A 10,659-nucleotide genomic window follows, 5' to 3' on the forward strand; every position below is an offset into this window, starting at 1 on the left:
CGCCGGCCTGGCGGGATGCGGAGCCGTGCCGGCGCAGCAACCGCTGCGCGCGGCACCTGCACCGCCGTCGGCTGGCAGCTATCTTCCGGTTCAGCCGCCGCCTCCGCAGGGAGTTCCGGCGGCCGCGTGGGCTGCCCTCGGGGAATTCGCGCAGGCCCGTGCGGGCACTGGGCGTCCGCTGCCCGAACCGGCAGGAGGCCCGGTGTGCACCCTGCCCGGGCCCGGCTGCTATTTCCCCTACGGACCCGAGACCTTCCTCTGGTCTCCGGATACAGGGATACACGCCGTGCGCAATGAGGTCTTTGAGCGGTGGAAGTCTTCGGTATGGACACTGGGCTGGCCGGTGGCGTCCGAGTACGGCTATGGGGCTGCCCGGAGGGCTGACTTCCAACATGGCACGCTGATGTTTTCCCCGCGGCTGGGACGGATCATGTCCTACGAACCCGCTGTGGAGGACATGGCCGTAGTCATCGGCGACTCACAGGCAGGACGCGACACCTGGGTGGGTAAGGGTCTGGCTTCGCTGGGGTACACACCCCTGGTCCTCGGTGCCTGGGGAACGGGGTACACCCGGGGCAACGGCACGGTGGGCAACTACCCGGATGCCCTTGAAGCAGAACAATGGCTGCTCCCGTGGGGTAAGCCCGGGTTGCTGGTGGTCCAAGGCGGAGGCAACGATGCGTACGGCCCGGACAACGCGGAGATCCGGCGCAACGCAGTGCGGTTGATCGGGGAACTGAAGCGCACCTATCCCCAAACCCGGATAGTGCTGGTTGGCGTCATTGGAGACGGCAAGGGCCGCCGGGCGGAGATAGATGACCTGCTGGCACGGATCGCAGCCGAGCAGGGGCTGGATTTCCTCAGCCCCAAGGACTGGTGGCAGCGCCACGGCCTGGGATCGCAACTTGAAGACGGGGTCCATTTTGGCGAAACCGGGCACGACGCCGCCGCTCCGGTTTTCGCACGGGAGCTGAACGCCGTCCTGGGCCGGGGCGAAAACGGTCCCGGCTAGAGCTTGAGGATGCGCTCGCGTTCGGCGTTGTCCCGCGGAAGACGCCGCGAGACCGTGAGGAGGGCTGCCGTGACGGCAGCCGCCGAGCCGGCCAGGACGGGAACCGCCCACGTGAGCCAGGAAAACGCGGCACTGGTTACCAGCGGGGTGAACTGCAGGATGATCCAGGCACCAAGTCCCGCTGCGAGGGAAACCCCGGGAGGCAGGAGGATGCCGTAGGTATTTCGGCGCGGGTCGGCGCCCCAGACGATGAAACCTGCTGCCGCCAGGGCGGCGGCAGCAAGCAGCACTTCGCCCATGACGCGCTAGAGGGCGCCGAATCCGACGCGGCGGACTTCTTCGGCACCGATTTCCACGTAGCCAATGACTCCTGCCGGAACAATGATGAGGCGCCCCTTTTCATCGGAGAGACGCAGTTCCTTCGAACCCTTGATAGCTTCGGCGACGGTGTCGGCGACCTGGTCCGCGCTCTGCCCGGACTCGAACACGATCTCGCGTCCGACGTTCTGGATACCGATCTTTACTTCCACCGTGGTGCCTCCTGTTTATGTGAACTCAAGTGGGGATGAATCTACTCTAGATTTCCTTGGGGAAGCGGCTGATTCCGCGCCAAGCTAAACGGTAGACCAGCTCGGACGCCGCATCGATGTCCAGGTCCCCGTCTGTTTCGAGCCAGTAGCGGGCACTGACCTGCGCCATCCCGGCCAACGCCCGGCCGAGCAGGGTGGCCTCAATGTGGGAGAGCTTGGTGTCCTCGGCAATCACGTCGGCGATATCGCTGGCGAAACGAGCGTTGAACTCCTCGATCCGCGAGCTCACCTCGTCGTCGCTGGTCAGATCGGATTCAAAGACCAGCCGGTGGCCCTGGCTGTCCTGGGCGACGAAGCGGAAATAGGCCCGCATGGTCTCGCGGACACGGAGCTTGTTGTCCGTGGTGGAGGTCAGGGCGGTCTGGAGGAACTGGGTCAGGGTGTCCAGGTGGTCGTCAAGCAGCGCGAGGTAGAGCTCGCGCTTTCCGGGGAAATGCTGGTACAGCACTGGCTTGCTGACCTGGGCAGTGTCTGCGATCTCGTCCATGGCCGCGCCGTGGAAACCGCGGCTGACGAAGACTTCCTGCGCGGCCCGCATCAGCTGCCGGCGCCGTTCTTCCCGGGGGAGCCGGGTGGACTTGCCGGCGGGCTGGTTGCTCACGTGTTAAGGACCTTTCCTGCTTAGCCCGGGCGCCTGGCCCGGGTCACGGAACAACAGTTTACCCGTGGGTAACACTGAGGGAAGGCAACCGGAGATGCCCGGCCCCGGCAGGGGCCTCGAACCCAGCCGTCAGGAGGCATAGATTGGTTTCCATGAGCATTGAGACGGCCACCGCGCTGCCACCCCTCACCGAGCCGGCGCCCGGGCTTGGCCGGGACGAAAAGGAACGCTACTCCCGGCACCTGATCCTTCCCGGGTTTGGGGCCCAGGGGCAGCTGCGGCTGAAGAACGCCAAAGTGCTGGTGATCGGCGCAGGCGGACTGGGGTCCCCGGCGCTGCTGTACCTGGCCGCGGCCGGGGTGGGGACGCTCGGAATCGTGGATGACGATGTAGTGGACACCTCGAACCTGCAGCGCCAGGTTATCCACTCCGTGCACGACGTCGGAACTTCCAAGGCGCAGTCGGCCCGGGACAGTGTGCTCGCCCTGAACCCCCTGGTGGACGTGGTTCTCCACGAAGTCCGCCTGAATTCGCAGAACGTGCTGGAGGTTTTCTCCGGCTACGACCTGATCCTGGATGGAACGGACAACTTCGCCACCCGCTACCTTGTCAGCGACGCCGCGGAGATCCTGGGCAAGCCGTGTGTTTGGGGTTCCATCCTGAGGTTCGACGGACAGGTGAGCGTTTTCTGGTCACAGCACGGGCCAACGTACCGGGATCTCTACCCGGAGCCTCCGGCACCGGGGTCGGTTCCGTCCTGCGCGGAAGGCGGGGTCCTGGGCGTGCTGTGCGCCCAGATCGGCTCGGTCATGGTCAACGAGGCGATCAAGCTGATCACCGGCACGGGACGGACCCTGCTTGGCCGCCTGCTGGTGTTTAACGCCCTGGACATGAGCTGGCGTGAAGTGGGCCTTCGCCGTGATCCGGAGCGCGAGCCGGTCACTGAACTGGTTGATTACCAGGCGTTCTGCGGGGCGGGGCAGGCTCCGGGGCCCGGCGTGCCCGGCATCAGCGCCGTTGAGCTGGCCGGGCTGCTGCGGCAGCGGGACGCCGGGGAAGCTGATTTCGACCTGATTGATGTCCGGGAACCCGGCGAGCACCAGATCGTGAGCATTGACGGCGCGCGCCTCGTGCCGCGCGCGGGAATCCTTGCCGGGGAGGCCCTGCCTGAACCGGGACGCACGGTTTACGTCCATTGCAAGTCCGGCGGCCGGTCAGCTGAAGTGACGGCGTTCCTGCGCTCGCAGGGGTACGACCAGGCCTTTAACGTGAACGGGGGAATCCTTGACTGGGTCCGCCTCGTGGAACCGGACAAACCCGTGTACTAGGCCGGGAACAGGACCCAGGGGAACGTGCCTCAGGCTGACTGGGCAGTGTCCGCTGAATCCTCGTTCGGCTTTTCCTGCGGCGCGTCCAGGGTGATGCCGTAGATGGCTTCAAGTCCGCGGATGTAGTCGTCCTGCTGGCCGCTGGCGGCAAGCTCCCGGGCGCGTACGGCCGGGACATGGAGCAGCGCCTTGACCATCCGCCGCATGGCGAATTCAACTTCCTGCGCGGCACCGGTGCAGCCGTGCTGTGCCCGCACCTTTTCAAGTTCCTTGTCCAGGACACCCAGGGTGTGCCGGCGCAGCGCCACAATCGCGGAGTCCAGCTCCCGGCTCAGCTGCGCTTCGGAGAACGCCTGGGCTGCGTCGGTGACAATCCGGTTGGCCTGCTGGAGCGACTCGGCCTGCTCAGCCGGAGCGGCCAGGCGCACGGATTCGAGCGTGATCAGGTCCACGCCGTCGAGCTCCCGGACTGCGGGATCAAAATCGTGGGTGAGCGCCAGGTCAATGATGACCAGCGGCTGCGGGGAGCCTGCGCGCACGCGGCTGATGTCCTTTGCACTGACTTGGTTCTCCGAACCGGAACAGCCAATGACGACGTCGGCGCGCGCAACGGCCGCACCGAGGGAATCCCGGTCCAGTGCGGTTCCGCCGCGGGTAGCGGTGAAGGATTCTGCACGCCCCGAGGAGGAGTAGACCGAAATATCCGTGCAGCCGCGCTCCTTGAGCAGTGCCATGGTTGCCCCGGCATAGGCTCCGGTGCCAAACACGACTACGGCTTTTTTCCGCCAGTCGGTGTCGACGGAAAGGTCGGTCGCCAGTTCCAGTGCGACCGAAACGATGGACAGGCCGCGCTTGCCAAGGGCGGTCAGGGCGCCAACGTCCTTGGCTGTGCGCGAAGCCGTCTGGAACAGGCGGGTCAGGGTTCCGCTGGCGGTTCCCTTTTCCTGGGCCTCGATCAGGGCACGGCGGACCTGTCCGGCAATTTCCCGTTCCCCGACTACCGCGGAGTCCAGTCCGGCGCCGACGGCGAAGAGGTGCTTGGCGACGTCCTGGCCCGTGTTGGTCGTGAAGGACCGGGAGACTAAGTCTTCCTCCAGTCCCGAGTGCCTGCTGATCTCCGCGATGGCGGCAGAACGGGCGGCTTCGACGTCCGCCTCGGAGCGGGCTTCGCAGTACACCTCAAAGCGGTTGCAGGTGGCCAGGACAACAGCCCCGGCGACGGCAGGGCCGTTTTCCAGCAGGGAGGAAGGGACCTTGGGCGCGCCGGCACTAAGCCGAGCGACGGTTTCCAGGTCTACGTCAGAATGGGTCGCGATGAGGGATAAGAGAACCACAGTGGCTTAATACTAGCCACCCGGAGAGGAAACCGTGTTATTCGCGACGGCCGTCACAGGTGATTTGGGCCGCATCTTCGGGTTTGCGGCGGGCCCCAAAACGCGTCCCGGCCGTCCGGTTATCCTTCGGGGCAAAATTTGGAGAGAATCTAAATATGACTCTCAGCGCCTCTCATCCGCTCATGGATGGCCGCACGGCCGATTCCCCGCTCATTGCCGCCTACCGCGGCAAGACACCGTCCCGGCGTCCCGTTTGGTTCATGCGCCAGGCCGGCCGGTCGCTGCCGGAGTACCGGAAGGTCCGGGAGGGAATCGGGATGCTCGAGTCCTGCCTGCTGCCTGAACTCGCTTCCGAGATCACCCTCCAGCCGGTTCGCAGGCACGACGTCGACGCAGGCATCTTCTTCTCCGACATAGTTATCCCGCTGAAACTGGCCGGCGTTGACGTGGACATCGTTCCCGGCGTCGGGCCGGTACTCGGCACGCCCGTACGCACTGCTGCGGACGTAGCCTCGCTGCCCGAACTCACCGATGAGTCGCTGGCGCCTATCCGTGAAGCAGTCGCCCTGACCGTGGCGCAGCTTGGGTCCACGCCGCTGATTGGATTCGCCGGCGCTCCGTTCACGCTCGCCGCCTACATGGTGGAGGGCAAGCCGTCCCGTGACCACCTGGGTCCGCGGACCATGATGCACGCCGACCCCGAAACCTGGCAGGCCCTCACGGACTGGGCCGCAGACGCGTCCGGCAAGTTCCTCCGCGCCCAGCTCGAAGCCGGAGCCAGCGCAGGGCAGCTCTTCGATTCCTGGGCCGGTTCCCTGGGCCTGGCTGACTACACTGCCAAGGTCGCTCCGGCCTCTGCCCGGGCACTGGACCACGTCCGCGGACTCGGCGCCCCGCTGATCCACTTTGGCACCGGCACGTCCGAACTGCTGGGGGCCATGCGGGACGTGGGAGTCGACGTCGTCGGCGTTGATTACCGGCTGCCGCTGGACGAAGCCAACCGCAGGCTGGGCGGGACGGTTGCGCTGCAGGGCAACATCGACCCGGCGCTGCTTGAGGCCCCTTGGCCGGTCCTGGAAGCCCACGTCCGCCAGGTCCTGGAGGCAGGCTCGGCAGCGCCCGGACACGTCGTGAACCTTGGCCATGGTGTTCCTCCCGAAACGAACCCCGAAGTCCTGACCCGGGTGGTGGAACTCATCCACTCAGTGGAGCCGTAGCCATGCCGGGATCCCGCAAACCCTCCGGCACGTCCCCAACGCCGCCCGCAGGCCGGCCCGCGGGCGTTGTGGTCGGCGGGGGCATTTCCGGGCTGATCGCGGCCCGTGACCTCGCCCGTGCCGGCTTCGACGTGACAGTGCTCGAAGCTGCTGAGGCCTTCGGCGGCTGTGTTGGTACGCACCGCGTCGCCGGGCTGGATCTGGACAGCGGAGCAGAGTCCTATGCCACCCGCTCTCCGGCCGTGCCGAAACTGCTCGAAGAACTTGGACTGCAGGAACGGATCGCAGCCCCGGATCCCTCCGGCGCCTGGCTGCAGCTGGGCGGACCCGATCCGGCAAAGGCAGCCCAGCGCATGCCCCAGACCGGGCTGCTGGGAATCCCGGCGGATCCCCGGGCCGAGGAGATCGCCCGGGCTATCGGCCGCACGGGCGTGGCGCGTGCCGCCCTGGACCGGGTGCTTCCCATGGCCCCGCTGCTGCGCCGCGAGAAGGTCAGCCTGGGTGAGATAGTCCGTTCACGGATGGGCGAGGCTGTGCTCAAGCGGCTCGTTACCCCCGTGGTGGGAGGTGTCTATTCAGCGGATCCTGACGTCCTGGACGCTGACTCTGTGGCTCCCGGACTGCGTAAGGCCATGGCCGAGCACGGTTCGCTGGGCGCTGCCGTCGGCGCCATGCGGCGGGCAGCCCCGGCCGGGTCCACCGTTGCGTCCCTGAAAGGCGGAATGGGCACCCTCACCAGTGCGCTGACCGCGGACCTCGCTGAACTCGGTGCCACCCTGCTCGCAGCCACCCCGGCCACCGGGATTGAACGCAGCGGCACCGGATTCCGGATCCACACGGGCGCAGGCATGCACGACGCCGATGCGCTGGTTGTCGCCGCCGACGGTCCGGCCGCTGTGGATCTGCTCACCCCGTCCGTCCCGGAGCTTGCCGCCTTCCGTCCCGGACCGGGACCCGGCGTCGCACTGGTGACCCTGGTGGTGGACAAGCCGGAGCTTGACGCCGCGCCCCGGGGGACCGGGGTGCTGGTTGCCCGCGACGCCGAAGCCGTGCAGGCAAAGGCCCTGACACATGCCACGGCCAAATGGCAGTGGCTGGCGGACTCCACCGGCCCCGGCACGCACGTGCTGCGCCTGTCCTACGGACGCGGACTGGGACCGGGCCAAGACGCGGACACCACCGCACTGCGCCCGGACGGCGAACTGTTCGCTGCCGCCCTGGCGGATGCTTCGGTCCTGCTGCAGGTTCCGCTGGAAGAAGCGGACGTCATTGACTGGGACGTGGTCCGCTGGGTCGGAGCCCTGCCCTCGGCCACGGTGGGCCATGCCGACCGGGTGGCATCGGTGCGGGCTGCCGTTGCGGAAGTCCATGGCCTTGAAGTTGTGGGTGCCTGGCTTGCCGGAACGGGCCTGGCTGCGGTGACCGCCGATACCCGGTACCGGACGGCGCACCTCGCGGAAGCCGTAAAATCGTAAAAATGTTCTACGCTTTGTAGAAGTTCCGTATTCGCCTAAGCCTGCCTGAACCGGCAGACTGTAAGTCATGAGTGAGTCCATGGGTCAGAACGCATCAGCCGAAGCCGAAACACAAGAACAGTTCTTCACACTTTGGACCGTTTTCAAGCGGTCAGACCTTCCCCGTGAAACCAGCGACAGCGCCCTGGGCGCTTTCGAGGAACTCGTAGGCAGCTTCGCTGCCGAGAACGTCACCCTCCGCGGAATCTACGATGTCTCCGGCATGCGTGCCGACGCAGACATCATGATCTGGCTGCACGGCGGCCAGGCAGAGGCGCTGCAGGCAGCGCTGCGGGAGATCCGGCGCTCCGAACTGTTCGCAGGCACGGAGATTGCCTGGTCGGCCATGGGCGTCCACCGCGACGCCGAGTTCTCCAAGAACCACTGGCCGTCCTTCGCCCGGGGCATCGACCCCGAAGCATGGATCTGTGTCTACCCGTTTGTCCGTTCCTACGAGTGGTACCTGCTGCCCGCCGAGGAACGCGGCAAGATGCTCCGCGACCACGGCATGCTTGGCCGGGAATTCCCGCAGGTCCTGGCCAACACGGTTGCCTCCTTTGCGCTGGGCGACTGGGAGTGGATCCTGGGGCTGGAAGCCCCGAACCTGGTGGACCTGGTGGACATGATGCGCCACCTGCGCTCCACCGAAGCGCGCAACCACGTGCGTGAGGAAATTCCCTTCTACACCGGCCGGCGCATCCCCGCCGCCGAAGTATCCGAGGTGCTTCGATGACTTCCCTTTCAACCCCCGCTGGTTTTGATCCCCTGGAAGGCGTCAGCGAGGACGGCGTCATGGCTCCGGCCGAATACGACGCAATCCTGCTCGCTTCCTTTGGCGGCCCCGAAGGCCAGGAAGACGTTATTCCCTTCCTGCGCAACGTCACCCGCGGCCGCGGCATCCCCGACGAGCGGCTCGAGGAAGTGGCTACCCACTACCGCGCCAACGGCGGCATCAGCCCCATCAACGAGCAGAACCGTGCGCTGAAGGCTGCACTGGAAGCCGAGCTGGACCGCCGCGGCATCAAGCTGCCGGTCCTCTGGGGCAACCGCAACTGGGCTCCCTACATCAAGGACGTGCTGCAGGAGGCCCACGACGCCGGATACCGCCGGCTGCTGATGGTCACCACCAGCGTCTACTCCTGTTACTCCTCCTGCCGCCAGTACCGCGAAGACCTGGGCATCAACCTCGTCGAGACCGGACTGGACAAGAAGCTGCAGGTGGACAAGGTCCGCCAGTACTTCGACCACCCCGGTTTCGTGGAGCCCTTCGTCGAAGGCGTGCGGGACTCCCTGGCCAAGGTCCGCGAGCAGCTCGCTGCAGCCGGCAAGGACAACGGGAAGATCGAAATCCTGTTCTCGACCCACTCCATTCCCACCGCTGACGCCGAAGCTTCCGGCCCGCGCGACGTCGAGTTCGAAGAAGGCAGCGCCTACGTTGCCCAGCACCTGGCGAACTCCCGGGCCATCATGGACCGCATTCCGGAAGCCGCCGGCTTGGACTGGCAGCTGGTCTACCAGTCCCGCTCCGGCTCCCCGCACACGCCCTGGCTTGAACCGGACATCAATGAAGCCATTGCCGAGCTGCCCGCCAAGGGCGTCGACGGCGTCGTCATTGTGCCGCTGGGCTTTGTCAGCGACCACATGGAAGTCATCTGGGACCTGGACACCGAAGCGATGGACACCTGCTCGGAGCTTGGCCTGGCCGCACACCGCGCCCCCACACCGGGCATCCACGAGAAGTTCGTGGCCGGCATCGTGGACCTGATCTGCGAACGCACGGTTGAAAACAACATTGCCGACCGGCCTGCGCTGACGAACCTTGGCCCGTGGTACGACGTCTGCCGGCCCGGCTGCTGCGCCAACCTGCGCGGCGAGAAGCCGACTATCGCAGGCGCTGATTCAACGGTGGGTCGGAAGTAGTGGCGCATTCCCCGGTGCTAATCGGCACCCGCGGCTCCGCCCTTGCCGTCACGCAGACCACCACCGTCGCCAACACCCTGGCAGAGCTGGGCGGTTTCGACGTAGACCTGGTCCGGGTACGGACCGAAGGCGACGTGAACCGTGCCGCGCTGTCCCAGATCGGCGGAACGGGCGTGTTCGTGGCAGCCCTGCGGGAATCGCTGCTCGCCGGGGACTGCGACGTCGCCGTACATTCGCTGAAGGACCTGCCCACCGCTGCGGCTGAGGGGCTGATCATCGGAGCCATTCCGGCACGGGTGGATGTGCGCGATGCACTCTGCGCACGGGATTCCCTGACACTGGCTCAGCTTCCCGCAGGTTCGAAGATCGGCACCGGATCACCCCGCCGCGCCGCGCAGCTGCGGGCTGCACGCCCGGACCTGGAGATCATCGACATCCGCGGCAACGTAGACACCCGCCTGGGCCGGGTGGCCGGGCTGGTGGAGGGTGCCCCCGGCGACCTCGACGCCGTTGTGCTGGCAGCCGCCGGACTCAGCCGGCTGGGGCGCCTGGACATGGTCTCCGAATTCCTGGACCCGTCAGTCATGCTGCCGGCACCGGGACAGGGGGCGCTGGCTGTTGAGTGCCGCACCGCAGACGCCGCTGAAGGCCCGCTGAGCCGGGCGCTGGCTGCCTACGACGACTCCGCGAGCCGGATGGCCGTTACCGCCGAACGGGCGCTCCTGCAGCGCCTTGAGGCGGGCTGCACCGCGCCGATTGGCGCGCTGGCCCAAGTCACGGACCAGGGCCTGGCCCTTGAAGCCGTTGTCTGCAGCGATGACGGAACACAGGCCCTGCGGCGCTACTCGTCCACCTCGCAGGCGGATGAAGACGCCGCACGCGCCCTTGGCATCCGCATGGCCGAAGAGCTCCTGGCAGCAGGCGCAGCGGACCTCACCGACCTGGCCTCCTAAGCGGCCAAGGACACCACGGATGACCGGAGAGCGCGGCAAAGGAACTCGGTCCGCAGCCGGACCCGGAACCCGCCTGGCGGGGAACCTGGCCGGCACGGACGTTGTACTGCTGCGGTCCCCGGACCGTGCCGGCCCCATGGCCGATGAGCTTCGCGCCCGCGGTGCACGGGTACGGCTGATGCCCCTGATC

11 protein-coding genes are annotated in these 10,659 nt (G+C 66.8%); 7 read left to right on the plus strand and 4 right to left on the minus strand.

The window, feature by feature from the left end; translation table 11 throughout:
• Positions 1-1,012, plus strand: a 1,012-nt coding sequence (locus ABFX29_RS08955; protein ID WP_346038485.1) for an SGNH/GDSL hydrolase family protein, incomplete at its 5' end; no start/stop codon positions are given.
• Here the strand turns inward: ABFX29_RS08955 and ABFX29_RS08960 are convergent.
• From ABFX29_RS08960 to ABFX29_RS08970, 3 genes are read right to left on the minus strand one after another with little or no spacing between them, the layout of a single operon-like run.
• Positions 1,009-1,311: a hypothetical protein gene (locus ABFX29_RS08960; protein ID WP_152226693.1), complete on the minus strand. Its 303-nt coding sequence runs from the start codon at positions 1,309-1,311 to the stop codon at positions 1,009-1,011. The genes ABFX29_RS08955 and ABFX29_RS08960 overlap by 4 nt on opposite strands.
• Positions 1,312-1,317: 6 nt before the next feature.
• On the minus strand, positions 1,318-1,542 hold the full coding sequence (locus ABFX29_RS08965) for a DUF3107 domain-containing protein (RefSeq protein WP_152226695.1): 225 nt from the start codon (positions 1,540-1,542) through the stop codon (positions 1,318-1,320).
• A 46-nt stretch (positions 1,543-1,588) separates the two neighbouring features.
• Positions 1,589-2,203 carry a TetR/AcrR family transcriptional regulator gene (locus tag ABFX29_RS08970; protein WP_246167291.1) on the minus strand — a complete coding sequence of 205 codons (615 nt, stop codon included), beginning with the start codon at positions 2,201-2,203 and terminating at the stop codon, positions 1,589-1,591.
• 152 nt (positions 2,204-2,355) lie between these two features.
• On the opposite strand from ABFX29_RS08970, the gene moeB reads away from it, so the two are divergent.
• Complete coding sequence (gene moeB, locus ABFX29_RS08975) at positions 2,356-3,531, plus strand: molybdopterin-synthase adenylyltransferase MoeB (protein ID WP_152226698.1); 1,176 nt, start codon at positions 2,356-2,358, stop codon at positions 3,529-3,531.
• A 29-nt stretch (positions 3,532-3,560) separates the two neighbouring features.
• On the opposite strand, the gene ABFX29_RS08980 is transcribed toward moeB, so the two are convergent.
• Positions 3,561-4,865, minus strand: a complete 1,305-nt coding sequence (locus tag ABFX29_RS08980) for a glutamyl-tRNA reductase (protein ID WP_152226700.1) — start codon at positions 4,863-4,865, stop codon at positions 3,561-3,563.
• Positions 4,866-5,020: 155 nt separating this feature from the next.
• Here ABFX29_RS08980 and hemE point away from each other — a divergent pair, with 155 nt between their 5' ends.
• The 5 genes from hemE (at position 5,021) to hemC (ending at position 10,469) form a co-directional block, all read left to right on the plus strand.
• The gene (gene hemE / locus ABFX29_RS08985) at positions 5,021-6,082 is read left to right on the plus strand and encodes a uroporphyrinogen decarboxylase (protein ID WP_152226702.1); all 1,062 of its coding nucleotides are present in this window, start codon (positions 5,021-5,023) and stop codon (positions 6,080-6,082) included.
• 2 nt (positions 6,083-6,084) lie between these two features.
• Entirely contained in the window at positions 6,085-7,557 is a 1,473-nt protein-coding gene (gene hemG, locus ABFX29_RS08990; RefSeq protein ID WP_152226704.1) for a protoporphyrinogen oxidase, read from the plus strand.
• 67 nt (positions 7,558-7,624) lie between these two features.
• The gene (gene hemQ / locus ABFX29_RS08995) at positions 7,625-8,329 is read left to right on the plus strand and encodes a hydrogen peroxide-dependent heme synthase (protein ID WP_152226706.1); all 705 of its coding nucleotides are present in this window, start codon (positions 7,625-7,627) and stop codon (positions 8,327-8,329) included.
• Positions 8,326-9,516, plus strand: a complete 1,191-nt coding sequence (locus tag ABFX29_RS09000; RefSeq protein WP_152226708.1) for a ferrochelatase — start codon at positions 8,326-8,328, stop codon at positions 9,514-9,516. Before hemQ ends, ABFX29_RS09000 begins: the two co-directional genes overlap by 4 nt.
• Complete coding sequence (gene hemC / locus ABFX29_RS09005) at positions 9,516-10,469, plus strand: hydroxymethylbilane synthase (RefSeq protein WP_211372346.1); 954 nt, start codon at positions 9,516-9,518, stop codon at positions 10,467-10,469. Before ABFX29_RS09000 ends, hemC begins: the two co-directional genes overlap by 1 nt.
• Positions 10,470-10,659: the final 190 nt, after the last annotated feature.

Origin of the sequence: Arthrobacter gandavensis (assembly GCF_039528575.1) — a bacterium.
In the GTDB taxonomy this organism is placed as follows: domain Bacteria; phylum Actinomycetota; class Actinomycetes; order Actinomycetales; family Micrococcaceae; genus Arthrobacter_B; species Arthrobacter_B citreus_B.

Coding starts and splice junctions, on each gene's coding strand:
- ABFX29_RS08960 (WP_152226693.1), bottom strand. CDS start 1,311: ATGGGCGAAGTGCTGCTTGCTGCCGCCGCCCTGGCGGCAGCAGGTTTC.
- moeB (WP_152226698.1), top strand. CDS start 2,356: ATGAGCATTGAGACGGCCACCGCGCTGCCACCCCTCACCGAGCCGGCG.
- hemE (WP_152226702.1), top strand. CDS start 5,021: ATGACTCTCAGCGCCTCTCATCCGCTCATGGATGGCCGCACGGCCGAT.
- hemG (WP_152226704.1), top strand. CDS start 6,085: ATGCCGGGATCCCGCAAACCCTCCGGCACGTCCCCAACGCCGCCCGCA.
- hemQ (WP_152226706.1), top strand. CDS start 7,625: ATGAGTGAGTCCATGGGTCAGAACGCATCAGCCGAAGCCGAAACACAA.
- ABFX29_RS09000 (WP_152226708.1), top strand. CDS start 8,326: ATGACTTCCCTTTCAACCCCCGCTGGTTTTGATCCCCTGGAAGGCGTC.